23 protein-coding genes are annotated in these 22440 nt (G+C 40.7%); 18 read left to right on the forward strand and 5 right to left on the reverse strand.

What is annotated here, in order from left to right:
• The first annotated feature begins 276 nt into the window (after positions 1-276).
• From tsaE to tsaD, 4 genes are read left to right on the forward strand one after another with little or no spacing between them, the layout of a single operon-like run.
• Entirely contained in the window at positions 277-732 is a 456-nt protein-coding gene (gene tsaE, locus AB7942_RS21525) for a tRNA (adenosine(37)-N6)-threonylcarbamoyltransferase complex ATPase subunit type 1 TsaE (protein WP_088085063.1), read from the forward strand.
• Positions 729-1436, forward strand: a complete 708-nt coding sequence (tsaB, locus tag AB7942_RS21530) for a tRNA (adenosine(37)-N6)-threonylcarbamoyltransferase complex dimerization subunit type 1 TsaB (RefSeq protein ID WP_369448436.1) — start codon at positions 729-731, stop codon at positions 1434-1436. The genes tsaE and tsaB overlap by 4 nt, the downstream gene beginning before the upstream one ends.
• A gap of 12 nt (positions 1437-1448) precedes the next feature.
• On the forward strand, positions 1449-1898 hold the full coding sequence (gene rimI / locus AB7942_RS21535) for a ribosomal protein S18-alanine N-acetyltransferase (RefSeq protein WP_088085065.1): 450 nt from the start codon (positions 1449-1451) through the stop codon (positions 1896-1898).
• Complete coding sequence (tsaD, locus tag AB7942_RS21540; protein ID WP_369448437.1) at positions 1895-2920, forward strand: tRNA (adenosine(37)-N6)-threonylcarbamoyltransferase complex transferase subunit TsaD; 1026 nt, start codon at positions 1895-1897, stop codon at positions 2918-2920. Before rimI ends, tsaD begins: the two co-directional genes overlap by 4 nt.
• Positions 2921-3208: 288 nt before the next feature.
• Here tsaD and AB7942_RS21545 read toward each other — a convergent pair whose 3' ends face one another.
• On the reverse strand, positions 3209-5128 hold the full coding sequence (locus AB7942_RS21545) for an ABC transporter ATP-binding protein (protein WP_369448438.1): 1920 nt from the start codon (positions 5126-5128) through the stop codon (positions 3209-3211).
• Positions 5129-5305: 177 nt separating this feature from the next.
• Between AB7942_RS21545 and moaC the strand changes: the two genes are divergently transcribed.
• The 12 genes from moaC to AB7942_RS21605 all read left to right on the forward strand — a co-directional run bounded on the left by moaC (position 5306) and on the right by AB7942_RS21605 (position 17427).
• On the forward strand, positions 5306-5803 hold the full coding sequence (gene moaC, locus AB7942_RS21550; RefSeq protein WP_088085068.1) for a cyclic pyranopterin monophosphate synthase MoaC: 498 nt from the start codon (positions 5306-5308) through the stop codon (positions 5801-5803).
• A 36-nt stretch (positions 5804-5839) separates the two neighbouring features.
• The gene (locus AB7942_RS21555) at positions 5840-6496 is read left to right on the forward strand and encodes a redox-sensing transcriptional repressor Rex (RefSeq protein WP_088085069.1); all 657 of its coding nucleotides are present in this window, start codon (positions 5840-5842) and stop codon (positions 6494-6496) included.
• Between the two features lie 158 nt (positions 6497-6654).
• The gene (ystJ, locus tag AB7942_RS21560; protein WP_369448439.1) at positions 6655-7902 is read left to right on the forward strand and encodes an NADP-dependent malic enzyme; all 1248 of its coding nucleotides are present in this window, start codon (positions 6655-6657) and stop codon (positions 7900-7902) included.
• 226 nt (positions 7903-8128) lie between these two features.
• The gene (locus tag AB7942_RS21565) at positions 8129-8881 is read left to right on the forward strand and encodes a sulfite exporter TauE/SafE family protein (RefSeq protein WP_369448440.1); all 753 of its coding nucleotides are present in this window, start codon (positions 8129-8131) and stop codon (positions 8879-8881) included.
• A gap of 195 nt (positions 8882-9076) precedes the next feature.
• Positions 9077-10696 carry a DcuS/MalK family sensor histidine kinase gene (gene dcuS / locus AB7942_RS21570; RefSeq protein WP_369448441.1) on the forward strand — a complete coding sequence of 540 codons (1620 nt, stop codon included), beginning with the start codon at positions 9077-9079 and terminating at the stop codon, positions 10694-10696.
• Positions 10674-11381: a response regulator gene (locus AB7942_RS21575; RefSeq protein WP_369448442.1), complete on the forward strand. Its 708-nt coding sequence runs from the start codon at positions 10674-10676 to the stop codon at positions 11379-11381. Before dcuS ends, AB7942_RS21575 begins: the two co-directional genes overlap by 23 nt.
• A 117-nt stretch (positions 11382-11498) precedes the next feature.
• A complete protein-coding gene (locus AB7942_RS21580; RefSeq protein WP_369448443.1) occupies positions 11499-12845 on the forward strand; it encodes a 2-hydroxycarboxylate transporter family protein in 1347 nt (448 codons plus the stop codon).
• 119 nt (positions 12846-12964) lie between these two features.
• Positions 12965-14179, forward strand: coding sequence for an NAD(P)-dependent malic enzyme (locus AB7942_RS21585; RefSeq protein ID WP_369448444.1), 1215 nt, complete (start codon positions 12965-12967; stop codon positions 14177-14179).
• Positions 14180-14372: 193 nt separating this feature from the next.
• Complete coding sequence (locus AB7942_RS21590; protein ID WP_369448504.1) at positions 14373-14996, forward strand: YhbD family protein; 624 nt, start codon at positions 14373-14375, stop codon at positions 14994-14996.
• Positions 14997-15008: 12 nt separating this feature from the next.
• Positions 15009-15254 carry a hypothetical protein gene (locus AB7942_RS21595; RefSeq protein ID WP_369448445.1) on the forward strand — a complete coding sequence of 82 codons (246 nt, stop codon included), beginning with the start codon at positions 15009-15011 and terminating at the stop codon, positions 15252-15254.
• Complete coding sequence (locus tag AB7942_RS21600) at positions 15199-15900, forward strand: cytoplasmic protein (protein WP_369448446.1); 702 nt, start codon at positions 15199-15201, stop codon at positions 15898-15900. Before AB7942_RS21595 ends, AB7942_RS21600 begins: the two co-directional genes overlap by 56 nt.
• A 12-nt stretch (positions 15901-15912) precedes the next feature.
• Entirely contained in the window at positions 15913-17427 is a 1515-nt protein-coding gene (locus tag AB7942_RS21605; protein ID WP_369448447.1) for an MDR family MFS transporter, read from the forward strand.
• A gap of 51 nt (positions 17428-17478) precedes the next feature.
• On the opposite strand, the gene AB7942_RS21610 is transcribed toward AB7942_RS21605, so the two are convergent.
• Both AB7942_RS21610 and AB7942_RS21615 read right to left on the reverse strand, forming a co-directional pair.
• On the reverse strand, positions 17479-17682 hold the full coding sequence (locus AB7942_RS21610; protein ID WP_098934557.1) for a YdiK family protein: 204 nt from the start codon (positions 17680-17682) through the stop codon (positions 17479-17481).
• Positions 17679-18401, reverse strand: coding sequence for a CPBP family intramembrane glutamic endopeptidase (locus AB7942_RS21615; RefSeq protein ID WP_335437971.1), 723 nt, complete (start codon positions 18399-18401; stop codon positions 17679-17681). Before AB7942_RS21615 ends, AB7942_RS21610 begins: the two co-directional genes overlap by 4 nt.
• Positions 18402-18754: 353 nt before the next feature.
• Here AB7942_RS21615 and groES point away from each other — a divergent pair, with 353 nt between their 5' ends.
• On the forward strand, positions 18755-19042 hold the full coding sequence (gene groES / locus AB7942_RS21620; RefSeq protein WP_026565252.1) for a co-chaperone GroES: 288 nt from the start codon (positions 18755-18757) through the stop codon (positions 19040-19042).
• 56 nt (positions 19043-19098) lie between these two features.
• Positions 19099-20733: a chaperonin GroEL gene (groL, locus tag AB7942_RS21625; RefSeq protein ID WP_335438438.1), complete on the forward strand. Its 1635-nt coding sequence runs from the start codon at positions 19099-19101 to the stop codon at positions 20731-20733.
• A gap of 116 nt (positions 20734-20849) precedes the next feature.
• Here groL and AB7942_RS21630 read toward each other — a convergent pair whose 3' ends face one another.
• Positions 20850-22013, reverse strand: coding sequence for a site-specific integrase (locus AB7942_RS21630; RefSeq protein ID WP_369448448.1), 1164 nt, complete (start codon positions 22011-22013; stop codon positions 20850-20852).
• A 4-nt stretch (positions 22014-22017) separates the two neighbouring features.
• A complete protein-coding gene (locus AB7942_RS21635; RefSeq protein ID WP_369448449.1) occupies positions 22018-22422 on the reverse strand; it encodes a helix-turn-helix domain-containing protein in 405 nt (134 codons plus the stop codon).
• Between the last annotated feature and the right edge of the window lie 18 nt (positions 22423-22440).

The following is a 22440-nucleotide window of genomic DNA, read 5'->3' on the forward strand; positions in this document are numbered from 1 at the left end:
CCGGTAGTTCAGTTGGTTAGAATGCCTGCCTGTCACGCAGGAGGTCGCGGGTTCGAGTCCCGTCCGGACCGCCATTTATAATGCAAAAATTAGTACGAAACAAGGTTTCGTCTTTTTTTATGCCGTTTATTAAGGGAAAGCTTTTTTGCTCAATTGTTAAAAATCATGTAAACTACATATGTAATATGCATCCTTAGGAGAGATCCTAAGGTTTTTTTGCACATAATTAAGGTAAAATGAAGATGTGACGCTAAGTTAAAATAAAAAGGTGATTGAATGAATCAATTCGAACTAATAACAACGGATTCTGAGGAAACTTCCCAATTTGCAGCAAAGTTAGCTGGATTATTACAACCTGGAGATGTTATTGCTCTTGAAGGTGATTTAGGTGCTGGAAAGACTACATTCACTAAGGGCTTGGCTAAAGGGTTGGAGATTAAAAGAACAGTTAACAGTCCGACATTTACGATTATTAAAGAATATAAGGGAAAACTCCCGTTATATCACATGGATGTATACCGGGTTGCGGATGCCTTCGAAGACCTCGGTTTTGATGAGTATTTTGAAGGTGATGGAGTGACGGTAGTGGAATGGGCTCATTTAATTGAAGAGCAGCTCCCACAGGAAAGACTGACTATTTTCTTATATCGTGAAGAAGGGGATACTAGAAGAATGGTTTTAGTACCTCAGGGGAAAAGATATGAGCAATTATGTAAGGAGACTTTTTCATGACCATATTAGCGATTGATACTTCTAACTATGCCTTAGGAGTGGCGCTGTTAGAAGATAATCAAGTACTTGGTGAATATATAACCAATTTAAAAAAGAACCACTCTGTTCGAATTATGCCTGCTATTCAGACACTAATGAAGGATTGCGAAAAGGTTCCAGCGGATTTAACTAAGATTGTCGTCGCCAAAGGACCGGGCTCGTATACAGGAGTTAGAATAGGTGTAACCATTGCTAAAACATTAGCTTGGACTTTGAACATCCCGCTCGTAGGCATTTCCAGCTTGGAAATTTTAGCATCTGGGGTCGGTCGCTACTTTGATGGTTATGTGTCACCTCTATTTGATGCAAGAAGGGGACAGGTCTATACTGGCTTGTATCAATATCAAAATGACGAACTACAAACGATTGAAGAGGATCGTTTGGTCATGTTAGTGGACCGTGCAGAGGATCTAAAAAATTCAGGAAAAGCGATACTATTTGTCGGAAATGATTTACCAGTCCATCAAGCAGCAATTGAAGCAGCATTAGGATCACAGGCTATTTTCGCAGCTAGTACGGAACAAAATCCACGTCCGGCTGAACTTGCCCTTCTTGGTAAGGATAAACCAGGGGAGGACATTCATTCTTTTGTTCCAAATTATATCCGTTTAGCTGAAGCTGAAGCGAAATGGTTAGAAGCGAAAGGAAAAATTTTAAATGGATAGGAATAGAGAGTTATGGTAGATTCTTTTGTTTTTCGCAAGATGAGGGAAGAGGACATTGACCAAATTTTAGAAGTAGAACATGCATCATTTACAACCCCCTGGAGTCGTGAAGCATTTTATAATGAATTGCATAATAATCGATTTGCTGTTTATATCGTCCTAGAGGAAAGTAACAAAATCCTCGGGTACTGTGGGGCTTGGATCGTGATCGATGAGGCACATGTAACGAATGTGGCCATTCTGCCTGAATATAGGGGCAGGAAACTTGGTGAGGCAACCATGCAAAAAATGATGACAGTGGCCAAAGAGATGGGAGCAAAGAGTATGACCCTTGAAGTGCGTGTGACCAATCATGTTGCACAATCTCTTTATCGAAAGCTTGGTTTTCAAAATGGCGGGATCCGCAAAAATTATTATTCAGATAATCAGGAAGATGGTTTAGTGATGTGGGTAAATTTATGAAAAAAGATCAATGGATTTTGGGTATTGAGACAAGCTGTGATGAGACGGCTGTCGCCATTATTAAAAATGGCAGAGAAATTGCGGCAAATGTTGTCGCATCGCAAATTGAAAGTCATAAACGCTTCGGTGGTGTGGTTCCAGAAATAGCCTCCCGCCACCATGTAGAGCAAATGACTATTGTCATTGAGGAAGCATTGAAGCAGGCAAATGTTACTTTTGCTGAGATTGATGCCATTGCTGTCACAGAAGGACCAGGATTAGTCGGTGCTCTTTTAATTGGGGTAAATTCCGCGAAAGCATTGGCATTTGCTCAAAACAAACCACTAGTTCCAGTCCACCATATTGCTGGACATATTTATGCGAACAGGCTTGTCACTGAGTTAAAATTCCCGCTCCTTGCTCTGGTCGTTTCAGGCGGGCATACAGAGCTTGTTTATATGAAGGAACATGGACATTTTGAAGTCATCGGCGAAACAAGGGATGACGCTGCTGGTGAAGCCTACGACAAGGTTGCGCGAACGTTAAACATGCCGTACCCTGGTGGTCCACATATTGACCGTTTGGCGCAGGCTGGAAATCCGACAATTAATTTACCTCGGGCATGGTTAGAAGAAGGTTCCTATGATTTTAGCTTTAGCGGCTTAAAATCTGCTGTTATTAATACGGTTCATAATGCCGAGCAACGCGGTGAGATAATTGCCCCTGAAGACCTTGCTGCAAGCTTTCAAGCCAGCGTGATTGAAGTGTTAGTGAAGAAAACAGAAAAGGCCGTCGCTGAATATGGGGTAGGACAAGTATTAGTGGCTGGCGGAGTTGCCGCCAATAAAGGCCTTAGAAATGCTTTGGAAAAGACCTTTTCAGAGAAACCTGGAATTGAATTAGTGATTCCGCCATTATCCCTATGTACTGATAATGCAGCGATGATTGCTGCTGCTGGAAGCGTGATGTTCGAAAAAGGAATTAGAGCAGACCTTTCCCTAAATGCCAACCCGGGACTGGATATCGAAATATACAATGAATAACTCTTCTGGATAAGAAGAGTTTTTTTGTTGATAAGATTTTATAAAAATGCAGATCAAAAACTGGTGAATGTGGATAAGTGGGGTGTTATCTGTGTATAATGTGGATAAGTAAGGAATTTATTGTGGATAATGTGGAAAAGTAAAAATAACATTGAAACTGTCCTGTTTGTATTGTGAATAAGAATGTGGAAAAGTGTATAACTTAATGAATTATTGCCATCATATCAAAATTTGTCGATAATTGTCATAATAAACAAAAAACCAGGCGAATGCCTGGTTTTTGCATAATTATTCAGCAAGTTCCGCCCATTCTTCCATTAAGTGCTCGAGTTCAGACTTTGCCTTTTCATTTTTTATGTTGATTTCCAACACTTTTTCATGATTTTGAAAAATGTCTGGTTCGCATAATTGCTGCTCGAATTCTTGAATTTGCTCTTCTAGCTCTTCAATTCGTTGTTCCATTTCTTCTAATTTCCTTTTGCGCTGACGCTCTTGTTTTTTACTTTCCTTATCCTGTTGATAAGAGTTTTTTTCAAAAGCATCCGTTTGTGCTGCCCTTTTTGCTGTTGCGGCCATGGCTAGTGCCGCAAGTTCTTCCTGCTCTAGTTTCTTCTCTAAATAATAATCATAATCCCCGAGGTATTCTGTACTTCCATGACGACTAAGTTCTAAGACCTTTGTGGCAATCCGGTTAATAAAATACCTATCGTGTGAGACAAACAATATCGTGCCCGGGTAATCTATTAAAGCATTCTCTAGAACTTCCTTACTATCTAAGTCAAGGTGGTTGGTAGGCTCGTCCAAAATTAACACATTTGCTTTCTCCAGCATCAGTTTAGCTAATGCTAGACGGGCTTTCTCACCGCCGCTTAAGGTGGAAACTATTTTTAAGACATCATCACCAGAAAATAAGAAATTACCGAGCACCGTACGTATTTCTTTTTCATTTTTTAGTGGATAGTCATCCCAGAGTTCATTTAAGACCCGCTTATTGGAGGTCAATTCAGCTTGCTCCTGGTCGTAATACCCAATCTGAAGGTTTGTCCCATAGAGTATGGTTCCATCAAGTGCAGGCAACTTTTTGATTATTGTTTTTAAAAGTGTTGATTTGCCGATACCATTCGGTCCGACCAAGGCGATACTTTCACCTTTATAGGCCCGGAAAGAAATGGACTCTGAAACCATATCACCCTCGTACCCAACAGCGAGTGAATCCACTGTTAAAACATCATTTCCGCTTTGTTTTTCAATTTCAAACGAGAAGGAAGCAGACTTTTCATCGCCTAATGGACGATCCATCATCTCCATCTTTTCAAGCTTTTTACGACGGCTTTGGGCACGTTTGGTTGTCGATGCCCGCGCTAAATTCCGGTTGATAAAGTCTTGGAGATCCGCGACCTCTTGCTGTTGTTTTTCGAAAAGCTTTAAATCACGCTCATAATTTGCCGCCTTTTGATCAAGGTAAGAACTATAGTTGCCTGTAAACCTTTGGATTTGCTTACGGGAAACTTCATAAACTTGAGTAACAACTTTATCTAAAAAATAGCGGTCATGGGAAACGATCAAAATCGCCCCATGATAACTTTGTAAATATTGCTCCAGCCAGGAAAGCGTATCAATATCAAGGTGGTTTGTGGGCTCATCCAATATTAGGATATCAGGCCTGGTTAACAAGAGTTTACCAAGGGCTAGACGAGTTTTTTGCCCGCCGCTTAAACTAGATATCATCAAGGATTTGTCATGGAAATTCAGCCCATGAAGGACGGAGCGCATCTCTGCCTCATACTGATACCCTCCCAGTTCTTTAAATTTGACCTGAAGATGATCGTACTCTTTTAGGATTCTTTCGTACCTGCCACTGTCTTCAAAAACGAGGGGATCAGCCATTTGTTCTTCAAGTGTGCGGAGTTGTTTTTCCATTAATCGCAGCGGTTCAAAAACCGTCAGCATTTCATCCCATATGGATAATGATGATTCTAACCCAGTATTTTGAGCTAAATAGCCAATCGTCACCTCTTTTGGCTTGATGATTTCTCCGCCATCATGTGACAAGTGTCCGGCTATAATCTTCAATAATGTCGATTTTCCCGCCCCATTGCGTCCAACAAGGGCAACACGGTCCCGAGTTTGTAATTCGAGCTTAATATTCGATAAAATAAGGTCAGCACCATAATATTTTTGTAATTGATTAACCTGTAGCAAAATCATTCTCATTCACCTCTATTACATAGGATAAGTGTACCTTATTCCCGGTATGTCGGCAATAAACTGCTCGCCATATTAGCGGAGTGAAGTCTTAAACCGACATAAAATGTAATATATAGTTCAAAGTTTCACACACATATAAGGAAAAATAGTGTATGATTTGATGGGAGGATTTTTTATATGGCAGAATTTACGCATTTTAATGAAGAAGGCAGAGCAAAAATGGTCGACGTCAGTGATAAGCCGGAAACGGCACGTACGGCGCTTGCTCATTCCAGCATTACCGTTAGTAAAGAAATTTATGATAAAATAACTAATAATGAGATGAAGAAGGGCGATGTCTTAGCAGTGGCCCAGATAGCAGCTGTCATGGCAGCAAAGAAGACATGGGATTTGATTCCAATGTGCCATCCGATTCCATTAACAGGTGTTAATATTTCTTTCTCTTGGGAACAGGATAAGGATGAGAACTATCAATTATATATTGCTGCAGCCGTTAAAACGAAGGGGAACACAGGCGTAGAAATGGAAGCGTTAACAGCCGCATCCGCATGTGCCTTAACGGTTTATGATATGTGTAAAGCCGTTGATAAAGGTATGGTAATTGGACCGACGTATCTTGTCGAAAAAACAGGCGGTAAAAACGGTGATTTTAAAAGAGATGAAAGAGTTAAATAAATTTTTAACTAAACCATTCATGGGGTGTGGGAGATTATGAGTAATGAAACAACGAAAATACCACAGGCGACAGCAAAACGGCTGCCCCTCTATTATCGATTTCTAAAAAACCTGCAAAGTTCAGGCAAGCAAAGGGTCTCTTCAGCGGAATTGAGTGAAGCAGTAAAGGTAGACTCAGCAACGATTCGCCGCGACTTTTCCTATTTCGGTGCGTTAGGAAAAAAGGGCTATGGGTATAATGTTAATTACTTAATATCCTTCTTCCGAAAGACCTTAGATCAGGATGAATTAACTAAGGTTGCCTTAATAGGAGTCGGAAATCTTGGGACTGCCTTTTTAAACTATAACTTTTTAAAAAATAATAACACAAAAATAGAATGCGCCTTCGATGTGGATCCCGACAAAATGGGAACTATGATTCGCGAGGTACCCGTTCATCCTATGGATGATTTAGAGAAGGTGTTATCAGAAACTAATATTTCAGTGGCGATATTAACGGTTCCGGCTCCTGCCGCTCAAATGATAACCGATCGACTGGTCCAAGCGAATGTAAAAGGGATCTTAAATTTCACTCCAGCGAGGTTAAATGTTCCACCATTAATAAGGGTCCATCATATTGACTTGGCTGTGGAGCTTCAATCGCTAGTCTACTTTTTAAAGCATTATCCAACGGTCGAAATAGATGAAGAATAATTAGTTAAAAAGGCTTTCCACAAAATTTGTGGAAGGCCTTTTGTATATTAAATCCCTGCTTTTTTTAATTACATAATCTATAAAAATACTTTCTTATGCACTAAGATGTAGGTAGATAAAATGCAAGCGGTTACTAGCCGGGAAGTGGGGGAAATTCAATGTCAATTTTACGGGATGAAGCGTTAAAAATGCACAAGGAACACCAAGGCAAGGTTGGGATTTATTCTAAGGTGGCAGTACATAATGCAAAAGATTTAAGCCTTGCCTATTCACCCGGTGTGGCAGAGCCATGTTTGGTCATTTATGCAGACGAAAATAAAGTCTATGATTATACCTCGAAGGGCAATCTTGTCGCAGTTGTATCCAATGGGACAGCGGTCCTGGGGCTTGGAAACATTGGACCAAAAGCTGCGATGCCTGTGATGGAAGGAAAGGCCGTGTTATTCAAATCGTTCGCAGATGTTGATGCCTTTCCCATTTGCTTGGCCACCACTGACACAGACCAGATCGTAGAAACCGTCAAGCTGCTAGAACCAACATTTGGCGGAGTGAACTTGGAGGATATTGCTGCGCCGCAATGCTTTGAAATTGAAGACCGCCTCCGCCAAGCCTGCGAGATTCCTGTTTTTCATGATGACCAGCATGGAACCGCGATTGTAACAGCCGCTGGTCTAATCAACGCATTAAAATTAGCGGATAAAAAAATTGAAGATATTCGTGTTGCCGTAAACGGAGCAGGTTCAGCTGGAGTAGCAATTGTTAAGCTCCTGCTGCATATGGGCGTGAAGGATGTTATTTTATGTGATACAAAAGGAATTATTTATGAAGGCCGCCCGTTCGGAATGAATCGATTCAAAGATGAAATGGCGCGAATGACAAATCGCGGGCAAAAACAAGGAACGTTAGCCGATGCGTTCCTTGACGCAGATGTGTTTGTGGGGGTATCAGCAGCTGGGGCCGTTACAAAGGAAATGGTTGGTTCTATGCACCGTGACCCGATTATCTTTGCCATGGCCAACCCAGTACCGGAAATTATGCCCGATGCGGCCAAAGAAGCAGGAGCACTTGTAGTGGGTACAGGACGTTCTGATTTTCCGAACCAGGTTAATAATGTGCTTGCTTTCCCAGGAATTTTCCGCGGCGCTTTAGATGTCCGTGCAAAGGAAATCAACGAGGAAATGAAGCTCGCCGCGGTCTATGCAATTGCTGGATTAATTTCAGATGAAGAACTTCATGCTGATCATGTTATTCCAGACCCTTTTGACCCTAGGGTCGCAGCACAAGTAGCAGCAGCAGTTGCTTCCGCTGCAATGGAAACAGGGGTAGCTCAAAGAATTGTCAATGTTGAGGAAATTAAACAACGCCTATTAGCACTAGCGGAAGCAAAACAACCAGTTCATGTTTAGGTCGAGTAAAATCAAGCTTTTAAGGGAGGACTACCTCAATCTAGAGGTAGTCTTTCAAATTTTGGGAATTAGGGCATATTTCCAATATACCTTTTAAATTTTTAGTACAATAATGAATGATAGTTTTTTTCTTTTTTAAATCGGTGGGTATGAGCACGTTTTTAGGTAAGTAATTTTAACATTTCCTAGAAGGACATCTAGGGTTTTGCAATCGGAGGGGATGAAGTTGGCGATTGTGCTGACGATGTTTGTGCTTGGGATATTATTAGGATTTGTTGGGGCGGGCGGCTCCGGCTTTATTATTGCCATCTTAACAGTTATTTTTGGAGTACCAATACATATGGCGTTAGGGACATCACTAGCAGCGATGGTGTTTACGAGCATGTCAGGTGCCTACAGTCATTTTCGTCAAGGAAATATCTCAATTAAAACCGGTTTAATCGTCGGTGGATTTGGTGCAGTTGCCTCCTATTTAGGTTCAAAACTAGCCAGTTTGATTCCGATCCATTCTTTGCATTGGTTAACAGCAGGGATGTTATTTTTGTCGGCTGTAATACTGGTTGTACGCTTATTTATTGTTCAAAAAATAAAGGCAAACAACAAAAAAGTGAAACCTGGCAACCTGCTTCTCATTAAGAAAGCGGCAGTCGTCGGGTTGGTTACCGGATTGTTGTCTGGTACATTTGGGATAGGTGCTGCGCCGTTCATTCAAATCGGGTTGCTGGTCATCATGGGACTTTCGCTTAAACAATCAGTTGGTACAACAATGCTCGTTATTTTGCCAATCGCTTTAGCAGGAGGAATCGGCTACTATTTCGAAGGATACCTGAATTTAACCCTGTTAGTTGAAGTGGTAGGAGGAACGATGATTGGCTCCTATGTCGGGGCTAAGTTTACAGCCCTTGCTCCGCAGCCTGTATTAAAAAGTGCGATGGTCCTGACCCCTATTATCGCAGGAGCTATTTTGCTCATAAGTTAAGGCATCATTCGCAAGGATGGTTAACTTTGAAAATTAATCCTCAGGCCAGCCTAAGTTAAAGAAAGCTTTTAGACTGCAATGTATTTTCATAAGAATGCTTTGCAGCCTTTTTGCGTTTACTAACCCTGTTGGTTAGTATGTCATCAGGTGGAAATCAGAATGGTGCCTGTCGCCTTCTCAAAGATGGAGGGAAATATGAGAAAGGGAAGATGGAGTTTACAGACGGTAATTATTGTCTTTGTGTGTATGGTGGTTACTTTTTCACTTTTGATAACAGATTTACTTATCAGTTCGAGAATTGCTAAGGAGACGGAAAAAGGTCAGGCTGAGAAGGCGAGAAATGTGGCTCGAATGGTTGCTCATAGTCCGCTTGTGATTGATGCGATGAGTGGAGAACGGGATGTAAAGGAAATCCAAACGTTTGCGAATGAAATGAGAAAAGTGACAAACGTTTACTTTATTGTTGTGATGGATATGAAGGGGATCCGTAAATCCCATCCTGATAGCAAAGAAGTTGGCAAACAATTCAAGGGTGGAGATGAAGGGCCGGTACTAAAAGGGAAAGAGCATGAATCTATTTCAAAAGGAGCTCTAGGACCTTCTTTACGTTCTTTTACGCCGATTAAGGATGCAAATGGGAAACAGATCGGGGCAGTAGCCGTTGGGATTTCTCTTGATAATGTGGAAACGGCCGTCAATAAGAGCAGAATAGGGATCTATATTGGGACGATGATTGGTATCTTAATCGGTGTTCTCGGGGCCGTGATTTTAGCCAGATATATAAAAAAAATCCTACTTGGGCTTGAGCCATTTGCGATTGCTAAATTATTAGAGGAACGCAGCGCGATGCTTCAATCGGTGCGTGAGGGAATTGTGGCAGTTGATCAACAGTCTAACATAACACTCGTCAATCGAGCGGCCTTAAAGCTGTTCGATAAAGCAGGCCTGCAAGATAACCCGATGGGGACAAATATCGAAGAATATATGTCATCTACTCGCTTGGGTGATTTATTAAAAACTGGTAAACCTGAATTGGATGAAGAACAGAATATAAATGGGATGACCATTTTAACCAACCGAGTCCCTGTGATCGTTGGTAATAAGGTAGTCGGCGCGATTGCTACTTTTCGGGATAAAACAGAAATACAGGTGCTTGCTGAACAACTGACCGGAGTTAGAATATATGCTGACGCACTTCGGGCTCAGGCCCATGAGTTTATGAATAAACTTCATGTTATTTTGGGAATGGTCCATACAGGTTATTATGAAAAAGTGGTCGAATATATCAGTGAAACGGTTGACCATCGAAATAGCGAAATTGGCTTTGTGACAAAAAAGATAAAGGACCCTGTATTAGCTGGCTTTTTAATTGGAAAGTTGAGTTATGCAAGGGAATCAGGGGCAGAGTTATCAGTTTCCTGTGAGCAGCCTCTTCCGCAGCCCGCTGTTTCTGATGTGACACACGAACTTATAACCATTGTTGGCAATTTAATTGATAATGCCATCGAGGCTATGAATGGTTGTATGGTTAAAAAAATAGCAGTAGAATTCGAATATGGCGATGATATTTTAACAATCGAAGTAAAAGATACGGGGGCAGGGATAAGTGAAGAACTGCAAAACCAAATTTTTAACAAAGGATTCTCCACAAACGGTGAAAATAGGGGGTTAGGACTGTATCTCGTTTCGCAAGCTATTAAGAAGTTGGAAGGGGAATTAATTCTTTCATCGAAGCCTGGAAAAGGGACCGTTTTTGCCGTGTATATACCATATGAAGGGGAGGGGGACCAGAATGATCCGGGTAATGATTGTTGAAGATGATCCAATGGTGGCTGAATTTAATAAACGCTATCTTGAACAAGTTCATGGATTTACCTTGATGGCAATGGCCGCATCCGTGGATGAGGCGATTGAGAAAATTGAAAAACTAGAAATCGATCTTATCTTATTGGATATATTTATGCCGGGGAAACTAGGATTAGAGCTGTTAACCTACCTTCGTGAAAATGAGAAAGAGACCGATGTTATTATTATTTCAGCAGCATCTGATATGGAGCGGATTAAAAAGGCTTTAAGATACGGAGCCGTTGATTATTTAATTAAGCCTTTTGAATTTGAACGCTTTAGTAGAGCATTAGTTGCATATAAGGATCAAACAAAGTTTATTCAAACTCAACAAGTGATTAACCAAGACGTATTGGACAATCAATTACTGCACCGAGAGGATAGGCCTCTTATCGAAGATTTACCAAAGGGTTTAACAAAAGATACCCTAAAACAAATTTGGGAAGCGATTCAGGAGCTAAAATATGCCTCGTTTTCAACAGAGGACGTAGTTAAGGTCGTCGGAATTTCTCGAGTTTCGGTCCGTAAGTATTTAAATTTTTTAAAGGAAATTGGGATCCTAGACGTTAAGGTAATCTACGGTACAGTGGGAAGACCCGTATATCAGCATGAATTTAATCAATTGAAACAACATCTTATCAAAACCTTTTTGTAAGCAGACTAAAACTGCTTACTTTTTTTATTTACAAAAACCTTATTAAATTTACATAAGCTATGAAAGCGGTTTAATTGGATCTATGATAGAAACATAAATAGCTAGGGGGATGAGCTTATGGAACCAGCAAGAAAGTTGCAACCGCTTACGGTTGTTCCGGGGGAAAAGGAAGAAAAGAAAGGGATTTTAGGTAAATTTGGCAGTGTGAAATTAGGGGTAGTTCCATTGCCGCTTTATATTGTTATCGCAGCTGTTGTCTACTTTTCAGCCGTCTATAAATTGCTTCCAGCTGATATGATTGGCGGCTTTGCAATTATTATTGTCATGGGTATTTTATTCGGGGAACTTGGCATGAGGATTCCGATTTTGAAGGATATCGGCGGCCCTGCCATTTTAGCACTCTTGATTCCGTCTATATTAGTCTATTTTAGTGTAATTAACACAACTGGAATGAATGCGGTTACCCAGTTGATGAAAACATCCAATTTCCTTTACCTTTATATCTCTATTTTAGTAGTAGGGAGTATTCTTGGGATGAATCGCAGAGTTTTAATTCAAGGCTTCACACGCATGTTTATACCGCTTATTGTCGGGACAATTGCATCTGTTGCAGCGGGCGTTCTAGTTGGTTTGCTTTTTGGATATGACATGAAACACACACTGTTCTATATTGTGGTTCCGATTATCGGTGGCGGGATTGGAGAAGGAATTTTGCCTCTTTCATTAGGCTACGCAGAGGTTCTCGGAAAATCTTCAGAAACATTTGTAGGGCAATTAATTCCAGCAGCGGTGATTGGAAATATTGTCGCTATCATTTGTGCTGGTATTTTATCACGCTTAGGTGAGAAAAAGAAGCATCTAACTGGTAATGGAGTATTAGTGAAGACCAAAGAAGGCGATGGAATCACAGAAGCGGCAACGATTGATAAGCCGGTTGATTTCCCTCTTATGGGTGCAGGACTGTTAATTGCGTGTAGTTTCTTTATCTTAGGTGGACTAGGGAATAAATTTCTAGGCATTCCTGGACCAGTGTTAATGATTATTGCAGCAGCCGTTGTGAAAAGTATTAAGGTAATGCCAGCTAAAATGGAACAAGGTGCTTATCACTTATATAAATTTGTATCATCGAGTTTAACATGGCCATTAATGGTTGGCTTAGGCATGCTTTATATTCCGCTTAAGGATGTAGTCAAAATTGTAACCCCAGGATATGTGGTTGTTTGTGCCTCAGTCGTAGTGGCAATGGTTACCACTGGTTACTTTGTAGGAAAGATGATGAAGATGTTCCCAGTCGACTCAGCGATTGTTACAGGCTGTCATAGTGGTTTAGGGGGAACGGGTGATGTGGCGATTCTTTCCGCTTCCAATCGGATGTCATTGATGCCTTTTGCCCAAGTTTCGACAAGAATTGGGGGCGCTTCAACCGTTATTTTGGCTATTCTTTTGCTGAAACTATTAAGCTAATATTCTAAATCGGGCTGCGCCTGTTTGTCACGGTCCGATTTTTTTGATTGTTTGGATTGAATTCTTGTCACCCGGATTAACTATTAGATCTTAGATAGGACCAAAAGGAGAAGGTTGGAATGAATGAAAGCAAGATAAAAGAGCAGGCAGTGCTGCTCCACAAAAGGCTGGCAGGTAAAATTAGTATCGTTAGTAAAGTAGAAATGAATAATGCAGATGATTTAAGTTTAGTTTATACGCCAGGTGTAGCTGAGCCATGCAAGATCATAGCCAAAAATAGTGAGGCTTCATTTGAGCATACTGGAAGGGGTAATTTAGTAGCCGTTGTAACAGATGGAACAGCTGTCTTAGGGTTAGGAGACATTGGTCCTGAGGCTGCAATGCCAGTTATGGAGGGGAAGGCCGTTTTATTTAAACAATTTGCAGGGATTGATGCCTATCCGCTTTGCCTGGGTACAAAAGATGTCGATGAGATTGTCAATATAATTAAAGCATTAGAGCCAACATTCGGTGGTATTAATTTGGAGGATATTGCCGCCCCAAGATGCTTTGAAATTGAAGGACGCTTAAAAAAGGAACTAAACATTCCCGTCTTTCATGATGACCAGCATGGGACAGCGATTGTTGTATTAGCAGCCCTTTTAAATGCGCTGAGAATTGTGAAGAAAAGTATCTATAAGGTTAAGGTTGTTCTAAATGGTGCTGGTTCTGCTGGGATAGCGATTGCCAAGCTATTATTAAAAGCGGGCTTTAAGAATATTACGTTAGTAAGCCTGGAGGGAATTCTTTGTCCAGGCGAAGAGTGGATGAACGACCGGCAAGCAGAAATAGCAGAGAGGACAAACCTAGGCAGGGTACATGGAACCCTTCAAGACGCGATTAAAAACACCGACATTTTTATCGGAGTCTCAGGTCCAAAGGCTTTAACGGGAGATATGGTCAGGACCATGAATAAAGATTCAATCGTTTTTGCAATGGCAAATCCAGTACCCGAAATTTATCCGGAAGAAGCGCTTGCGGCAGGTGCAGCAGTAGTCGGAACAGGACGTTCTGATTATCCTAATCAAGTAAATAATGTGCTTGCCTTTCCAGGAATCTTTCGTGGTGCTCTCGATGTAAGGGCAACCGACATCACGGAGGAAATGAAACTTGCGGCAGCTTACGCCATTTCAAGTCTTGTATCGGATAAAGAGCTTCGTGCGGAGTATATCATTCCTAACGCCTTGGATTCTCGTGTGGGGGATCGAGTGGCAGCAGCTGTTTCGACTGCAGCAATTGAATCGGGAGTAGCACGAAAAAGCTCCAACTACAAAAAACTAGTAGAAATCATTTGAGAACAGGAGTTAAATGGAAAAATTATCCGACTGTAGAAAAAGAAGAAGAATCATTAGTATTAAAGGGCTTTTCACTAAATAAGTGGGAGGCTCTTTTTTTGCGGGAAGATAATTAGGTGCATTTAGAAGATGATTTGTACTTTACATACGTAACAGTGTTATGTTACATTGTTTTTAGGAAGGGGTTTTTATGATGAGCGAGGAGTTAATCTCAAAGAAAGACCTGTTAGAATTGGCCGGAATATCCTATGGACAGCTATATAGATGGAAACGAAAAGATCTCATTCCGGAAGAATGGTTTGTGCGTAAATCAACGTTTACGGGTCAAGAAACTTTTTTTCCAAAGGAAAAGGTCTTAGAAAGAATTGAAAAAATCCAAACGATGAAAGAAAACTTATCCTTGGATGAACTTGCTGACATGTTTTCACCTAATGTAACGAATTTAAATTACACCAAAGACGAATTAGTGAAACGTAACATTGTTTCGACAACGGTTGTCGATTTTTACTTAGAACAAGAAAAGGGCAGTCTTCAATTTAACTTTACACGTATGCTCGAAGTTTTTATTTTAGAAAAGCTGCTTCAGTCGGGTGAAATTAACCTGGAAGAAGGGAAAATGGTCTTGCAGGTATTAAGGGATCATGCCGGGGTAATCAAGCAAAAAAGCTGTGAATTGGTGATTACCAGAAAGCTTGGCATGTCATCATGTCTGTTACTTATTAATGCAGAAGAATTTCATTTTGAACGCGGAACGAAAGTGGTAGCCGCTTTGTCGCTGATGACGTGCATGGAAGAAATTAAAGCGAAATTATTATAAAGGAGAATGATGATGGATACGAAAAGCAGGGGAGACTTGGTTATTAATGGCTTCGGCGCATCCAATGGGGGACAGTTCCGCGTTGTCACATTAAATGGCCGAGGGACGGTTAACAATGATTTAGAATGCGTGGAACTTGATTGTAATGGTTCCGGGATCGTCAATGGAAATGTCATTTCTGAAAAAATAAAAGTAAACGGGCATGCGAAATCTTATTATCAATGGCTCGGGCAGCTATCCTGGCGGCTTCTACGATAAAATCAGTATTCGAGGGGAAGGGACGATTGTCAATGCTGTGGAAAGTTCGACTTTCCATGTCTATGGTACGAGTGAGGCCGTCGAAAATGTCAAAACAGGCTCGGTAAAAGTATTTGGTGAAGCAGAGATCAAAGGGAATATGGATGCAGAGGAAACACTGATCATGGGAACGATGATGGTCGGTGGCAATGCTCTTTTAAAAAGGATAAAAATTTTCGGATTGCTGGAAGTCGGCGAAAGTCTTACGGGGGATGAAGCAAACATTAAAGGAAGTATCGCAGTAAATGGCGATGTAGAGTATGAGACGTTCGACTCTAGTGGCGGATTTGAGATCAAAGGCTTACTGACGGCGGATACAATTAAGGTTGGTCTGCGTTTTGGGCAGAGCTCTGCTGAGGAAATCGGCGGCGGAAAAATAACCGTCAAAAAAAGAAGTAACTCACTCCTCCCCTTTGGAAAAGAGGCAGGGTCCCTAAGTGCGAAAGTCATTGAGGGGGATGATATCTATCTTGAAAATACCAAGGCTGATATTGTTCGGGGCAACAAGGTGAAAATTGGACCTGGCTGCCAAATAGGAGTGGTGGAGTATCGGGATGATTTCTCACATGATCCGAAGGCGGCAATAAAAACAACGACTAAGATATAAAGGAGAAATGGGATGGTGACGAAAGAAAGCAAATTAGGTTTGGTTGTTGCGGGGTTATTGTTGGGGATTTTGATGGCCTCGATGGATAATACGATTGTTGTAACCGCAATGGGTACGATTGTCGGTGATCTCGGTGGTCTGGAGAGCTTTGTCTGGGTCGTATCTGCCTACATGGTAGCCGAGATGGCAGGGATGCCGATTTTCGGTAAGTTGTCGGATATGTACGGTCGAAAAAGATTCTTTATTTTCGGATTGATTTTGTTTATGGTGGGTTCCGCTTTGTGCGGTACTGCTGAAACGATCACGCAGTTAAGCATTTATCGTGCCATTCAGGGGATTGGCGGTGGGGCGCTTGTCCCAATCGCCTTTACGATAATGTTTGACCTGTTTCCCCCTGAAAAGCGCGGGAAAATGGGGGGCTTGTTCGGAGCCGTTTTTGGATTGTCGAGTATTTTTGGACCATTGCTTGGTGCGTATATAACGGACTATATCAGCTGGCATTGGATTTTCTACATCAATATGCCACTAGGGATCTTATCACTCATTTTTATTACTATCGCCTATAAGGAATCTCCAATTCACAAAAAGCAGATAATTGATTGGTCGGGGGCCGTGACATTGGTAGGAGCCGTAGTTTGTCTAATGTTTGCGCTTGAACTTGGAGGGCAAAAATATGACTGGAATTCAACCGTGATCATCAGCCTGTTTGCAGGATTTGCGATTCTATTTTTGATCTTTTTATTTGTGGAGACAAAAGCAAAGGATCCGATTATTTCCTTTTCCATGTTTAGAAACCGCTTGTTTGCAGGCAGTACAATCGTTGGCTTATTTTACGGTGCTGCATTTATGGCAGCTACGGTTTACATCCCGATTTTTGTGCAAGGGGTATATGGCGGGACTGCTACCAATTCAGGGTTAATATTATTGCCAATGATGCTTGGCTCCGTGGTTACCGCACAAGCGGGCGGTTTTTTGACAACGAAGATGAGCTATCGAAATATTATGTTTATCTCCGGAGTTATTTTGATTGGCGGCTTATTGTTATTGAGTACGATTACACCAGAAACAAGCAGAGCGGTGTTGACGCTTTACATGATTATAATTGGTTTAGGCGTCGGCTTTTCTTTTTCTGTGTTAAGTATGGCAGCGATTCATCCGTTTGGAATCGAGCAAAGGGGCTCAGCAACATCCACTAGTAACTTTATTCGTTCCTTAGGAATGACGATCGGGATAACCGTTTTTGGTACGATCCAACGAAGTGATCTCAAAGAAGGGTTGGAAAATGCTTTTGCTGGAATGGGGCCGATTCCTAAGGGTCAAAGTTTCGGAGATTCGCGGGCCTTATTATCGGAGGAAGCAAGAAAATTAATTCCACCACAAATTCTCGATAAAATTACAGATGCACTCTCAAGTTCCATCGTCCACACATTTACATGGGCACTCGTACCCGCAGGTCTAGCCTTCCTATTTATATTTATACTTGGGAAAGAGCGTATGGTGATTCACAAAAAAGAGGCTTCAAAATGAAAAGGTATCAGGCACCATGTGAAAAATTCACATGGTGCCTGACACCTTGTTTTATTTCTTTTTCATTTTATCTTTGTATTTAACGTGAAAGATAATCATTTTTACGCCTGAGCCAAAGTCAAAGGTTGCTAATAGGACGAGGAGGTAACTGAAAAACCCCCAGCCATTTTTTTGAACATTATCAATGGCAAAGTAAGTAAACAACCCGCCAAGCAAAAAGTAAATTAATCCGGAAAACAAAGGTGAACGTCTCATAGAAATCCTCCGATAAAGTTTTGAACCGCCTCGGCTTCTCGCTGGAGCCTCTCAATGTCGTCTTTGTACACCGACTGAACCAAGACCACCAAGGTGTTCATTGTGACATGGGCAAATATTGGGACGAAAATGGATTTTGTTTTTACATAAAGAAAGGCGAACGTAAAGCCCATGGCCGAATATAGCAGAATGTGCTGAAACTCCATATGGGCGGCGGCAAAAATGACTGAACTGATAAGAGCAGAGATAAAAAAGTTAAATCGTTGATGAAGAGCTCCGAAAATAATTTTTCGAAAAACGATTTCTTCTAGGATTGGTCCAATGATGCTCGTGACAATGATCGCTAAGGGAAAAGCCTCAATTATCTTCAGAATATCCTTTGTGTTTTCAGACCCCATATTGATGCCTAATAGGTTCTCGATGATTGCGGCGGCGTACTGGGCAGCTAAAGCAAGGAAGATTCCTGAAATGGCCCATACCACCGAATGACCGAAAGTACCGCCATTTTTGCTGAAGCCTCGGTTGTTCATTTCTTTCCGTAATATAAAAATAATGAGTAATAAGGCAATCGTAAAACTAGCTAGAAGCCAGGAAGGTACAGCAAGACTTTGATTGATCCCAAAGTTTTTAAAGCCAAACAAAAATAGGGGTATCCCGATTAGGCTAGAAAACTGCATCGCGATGTAAACAATAATGATTATCCAATATTCCCGTTTCAAATAATCTAGTCTCCTTTAGATTCCATTTTATATTTTTGACGAATAGTCAATTTATAATCATCCATTTTACAGGGAGTCAAATCTCTCATGCCTTTATATATACTATTCTTCATTCTACTCTGAAAACTGGCTTTGTTTCAATTTAGAAAGACTTTTTAAAAAAATGGGTATAGAAAGTGACGTTTTTCACATACTTTATAAGGTTGTCAATCGGATTATTTTTTTTAGAAAAATTTATGCTTCACACTTGCAAAAAAATTTGAGATTCATTATTATAATAATTGTGTTAGCACTCATTCAAAGAGAGTGCTAATAAGTCAGAATTACATATATTTTTGAGGAGGTTGTTTGATTTGTTAAGACCATTAGGTGATCGTATTATCATTGAGCTTGTTGAATCAGAAGAAAAAACTGCAAGCGGGATCGTATTACCGGATTCAGCGAAAGAAAAGCCTCAAGAAGGAAAAGTTGTTGCCGTTGGTACTGGCCGCGTACTTGAAAGCGGAGAGCGTGTAGCACTTGAAGTTTCTGTAGGTGATCGTATTATCTTCTCAAAATACGGCGGTACAGAAGTGAAATACCAAGGAACAGAATATTTAATCTTACGCGAATCTGATATTCTTGCTGTCGTTGGCGCTTAAGATTTTTACTTAAAAAAATACAAAGAACTTAAAAGATATGAGGAGGTTTTTAAACAATGGCTAAAGAGATTATGTTTAGTGAAGATGCACGCCGCGCAATGCTTCGTGGTGTTGATGCTCTAGCAAATGCAGTAAAAGTTACTCTTGGACCTAAAGGACGCAATGTGGTTCTTGAGAAAAAATTTGGTTCACCACTTATCACAAATGATGGTGTAACTATCGCTAAAGAAATCGAATTAGAAGATGCATTTGAAAACATGGGTGCAAAACTTGTTGCTGAAGTAGCAAGCAAAACTAACGATGTTGCCGGTGACGGTACAACAACTGCAACAGTTCTAGCACAAGCGATGATTCGCGAAGGCTTAAAGAACGTAACTGCTGGCGCAAACCCAATGGGTATCCGTAAAGGGATCGAAAAAGCAGTTATTGCAGCTGTTGAAGAATTAAAAGCAATTTCTAAACCAATCGAAAACAAAGCTTCGATCGCACAGGTTGCTTCCATCTCTGCTGCTGATGAAGAAGTTGGCCAATTAATTGCAGAAGCAATGGAGCGCGTTGGTAACGACGGCGTAATCACTATTGAAGAATCTAAAGGCTTCACAACTGAATTGGATGTAGTAGAAGGTATGCAATTTGACCGTGGTTATACTTCTGCTTACATGGTAACAAACACAGATAAAATGGAAGCTGTTTTAGAAAATCCATATATCTTAATTACTGACAAGAAGATTGCTAGCATTCAAGAAATCCTTCCTGTTCTTGAGCAAGTAGTTCAACAAGGTAAGCCGCTATTATTAGTTGCTGAAGATGTTGAAGGTGAAGCACTTTCTACTCTAGTAGTTAACAAGCTACGCGGAACATTCAATGCAGTTGCTGTTAAAGCACCAGGCTTTGGCGATCGTCGTAAAGCAATGCTTGAAGATATCGCTGCACTAACTGGCGGGGAAGTAATTACTGAAGAGCTTGGCCGTGAACTTAAGACAACTACAATCAGCTCTTTAGGACGTGCTGCTAAAGTTGTTGTAACGAAAGAAAATACAACAATCGTTGAAGGTGCAGGAGATTCTGCTGAAATCGCAGCTCGTGTAAACCAAATCCGTGTTCAATTAGAAGAAACTACTTCTGAATTTGACCGTGAAAAATTACAAGAACGCTTAGCTAAATTAGCTGGCGGTGTAGCAGTAATCAAAGTTGGTGCTGCGACTGAAACTGAATTAAAAGAGCGCAAACTTCGCATCGAAGACGCTTTGAACTCAACTCGTGCTGCAGTTGAAGAAGGTATCGTATCCGGTGGTGGTGTAGCCCTTCTTAACGTATACAGCAAAGTTGCTGAAATCGTAGCTGAAGGCGATGTAGCAACTGGTATCAACATCGTATTACGTGCGATGGAAGAGCCTGTACGCACAATTGCTCACAACGCTGGTCTTGAAGGATCTGTTATCGTTGACCGCTTAAAGCGTGAAGAAATCGGTACTGGTTTCAACGCTGCGAACGGCGAATGGGTAAACATGATTCAAGCTGGTATCGTTGACCCAACTAAAGTTACTCGTTCTGCATTACAAAATGCTGCATCTGTAGCAGCTATGTTCTTAACAACTGAGGCTGTAGTAGCTGACAAACCTGAGCCTGCTGGTTCTGGTATGGGAATGCCTGATATGGGCGGTATGGGTGGAATGGGCGGCATGATGTAATAAGGGTTTTAAAACCTTGTTATATCAACGTTTTAAGATAGTTTGATAAATCTTTGTGTGCGGATTTGTGTGCATTTATTAAACACGACAAACCATGACAAAAGAAAATACCACAATTAGAGAAGGTCTTCCATTAGTTTATCAAACTTTTGGGAGGCCTTTTCTTCCATGTTGGCAGTCATATGAGCATAGATATTCATTGTGGTATTTATGTCAGTATGTCCTAACCGTTGCTGTACTTCTTTAATCCCTACTCCAGCTTCAAGCAATAAAGATGTGTGAGTATGCCGGAAGGAGTGAGGGGTGATTTTCTTTTCAATTCTTGCCAGTTTAAGTAGCCGTTTAAGTCGGGTTTCTACGACTTTCCTTAATTGTGGGTGCCCATCTTCTCGAGCAAAAATAAATCCGTAGTCCTGGTAAATAAGCCGATTTTTTAATTTGACCTCGTTTTGTATAATCTTATGTTTTTTCAACATGCTCACCAGCTTGTCATTAATACGGATCGTACGGACAGAACCCTTAGTCTTTGGCGTTAACAGGTGATATTTTTTGAAATTATTAGTAGGGTTGTAAAGAGTTTTAATTACACGTAAAGTCCCTGGATTATCGTTAAAATCAGACCATTTTAAAGCAAGTAATTCGCCTATTCTTAACCCTGTATAGGATAGTACCGTAAAAATAAGATGGTCCATTTCGAGACCATGGGAATGGGCTAATTTTAGAAAATGTGCAAGCTCTTCTTTTTCAAAAAAAATGATTTCATCTTCCTCTTTCTCTAGTTCCTCTACAGTCTGCTGTTTTTTTGGAAGTTTAAAGTTCTCTGTTGGATTCACTTTCATTAGTCCCAGCTCAATAGCTTGTCTAAAAATCATTCGTCCACAAGCGTGAATTCCATCCATATAATTGTGGCTATATTGCTCTGATAAATCGATAATTCGGTCCTGGTACATCTTTTTAGTAATGCGACTAATTGGATAAGGACCCCAAACACTAATAAAGTGCTTCATTTCCTTTTCCCGGGCCCTAACGCTACTAACCTTTACACCACTACGGCTATATGTTTTTACCCAGTCCTGGGCGAATTGCTTAAAAGGAATATCGGATTCTTTGACAAAGGTTCCATTTTGTTTTTGGAGTTCCACAAGGCGCGCAGCAGCTTTCGCCTCTTTTTGTGTTTTAAAACCACCTTTTGAATCAGAAATCCGTTTTTTTGTTAGTGGATCAGTTCCTATATAGACTTTATAAGTCCACGTTTTTCCACGCTGTATTATTTCTGCCATGATGTTAATTCTCCTTATTTATAATTTCTGAAAATAATTTTAAATATTCAATAATCATTTGTCGTTCGCGATCTTTTAGTAGGTTCCCGTCGAGGTAAACTCTATCGTTGTTTTTGAGCTGGTACATTATATCTTTCTCTTCTACAAGTTTTTTTTCTTCTTTCATTAAATCTTCAAATTCTGGAGCATACCCGGATACCGAAACGGCTTTGACCATCAATTGAATAGAATCTATTCCCAATGCACTTGCAATTTTATTAATGATATCCGGCCTTGGTGTATCCCTTTTCCCATTTTCAATTTGTGATAAATAAGGCTGAGAAAGTCCAGTTTTCATAGCTAATTGCGTTAGTGTAATATTTTTATCTTTCCTTTTATTACGTATAAATTTTCCAAATTCGTTTTCCATTTGAAATCACCACCCTTT

This window comes from Neobacillus sp. BF23-41, assembly GCF_041106275.1.

Bases quoted from the DNA above. Each gene is read 5' to 3' on its own strand.
- AB7942_RS21545 (WP_369448438.1), bottom strand. From the start codon at position 5,128: ATGATTTTGCTACAGGTTAATCAATTACAAAAATATTATGGTGCTGAC.
- rimI (WP_088085065.1), top strand. From the start codon at position 1,449: ATGGTAGATTCTTTTGTTTTTCGCAAGATGAGGGAAGAGGACATTGAC.
- AB7942_RS21590 (WP_369448504.1), top strand. From the start codon at position 14,373: ATGAGCGAGGAGTTAATCTCAAAGAAAGACCTGTTAGAATTGGCCGGA.
- AB7942_RS21555 (WP_088085069.1), top strand. From the start codon at position 5,840: ATGAGTAATGAAACAACGAAAATACCACAGGCGACAGCAAAACGGCTG.
- AB7942_RS21595 (WP_369448445.1), top strand. From the start codon at position 15,009: ATGGATACGAAAAGCAGGGGAGACTTGGTTATTAATGGCTTCGGCGCA.
- moaC (WP_088085068.1), top strand. From the start codon at position 5,306: ATGGCAGAATTTACGCATTTTAATGAAGAAGGCAGAGCAAAAATGGTC.
- AB7942_RS21610 (WP_098934557.1), bottom strand. From the start codon at position 17,682: ATGAGACGTTCACCTTTGTTTTCCGGATTAATTTACTTTTTGCTTGGC.
- ystJ (WP_369448439.1), top strand. From the start codon at position 6,655: ATGTCAATTTTACGGGATGAAGCGTTAAAAATGCACAAGGAACACCAA.
- AB7942_RS21575 (WP_369448442.1), top strand. From the start codon at position 10,674: ATGATCCGGGTAATGATTGTTGAAGATGATCCAATGGTGGCTGAATTT.
- AB7942_RS21605 (WP_369448447.1), top strand. From the start codon at position 15,913: ATGGTGACGAAAGAAAGCAAATTAGGTTTGGTTGTTGCGGGGTTATTG.
- tsaD (WP_369448437.1), top strand. From the start codon at position 1,895: ATGAAAAAAGATCAATGGATTTTGGGTATTGAGACAAGCTGTGATGAG.
- AB7942_RS21580 (WP_369448443.1), top strand. From the start codon at position 11,499: ATGGAACCAGCAAGAAAGTTGCAACCGCTTACGGTTGTTCCGGGGGAA.
- AB7942_RS21600 (WP_369448446.1), top strand. From the start codon at position 15,199: ATGCGAAATCTTATTATCAATGGCTCGGGCAGCTATCCTGGCGGCTTC.
- AB7942_RS21630 (WP_369448448.1), bottom strand. From the start codon at position 22,013: ATGGCAGAAATAATACAGCGTGGAAAAACGTGGACTTATAAAGTCTAT.
- tsaB (WP_369448436.1), top strand. From the start codon at position 729: ATGACCATATTAGCGATTGATACTTCTAACTATGCCTTAGGAGTGGCG.
- groL (WP_335438438.1), top strand. From the start codon at position 19,099: ATGGCTAAAGAGATTATGTTTAGTGAAGATGCACGCCGCGCAATGCTT.
- AB7942_RS21635 (WP_369448449.1), bottom strand. From the start codon at position 22,422: ATGGAAAACGAATTTGGAAAATTTATACGTAATAAAAGGAAAGATAAA.
- AB7942_RS21585 (WP_369448444.1), top strand. From the start codon at position 12,965: ATGAATGAAAGCAAGATAAAAGAGCAGGCAGTGCTGCTCCACAAAAGG.
- dcuS (WP_369448441.1), top strand. From the start codon at position 9,077: ATGAGAAAGGGAAGATGGAGTTTACAGACGGTAATTATTGTCTTTGTG.
- tsaE (WP_088085063.1), top strand. From the start codon at position 277: ATGAATCAATTCGAACTAATAACAACGGATTCTGAGGAAACTTCCCAA.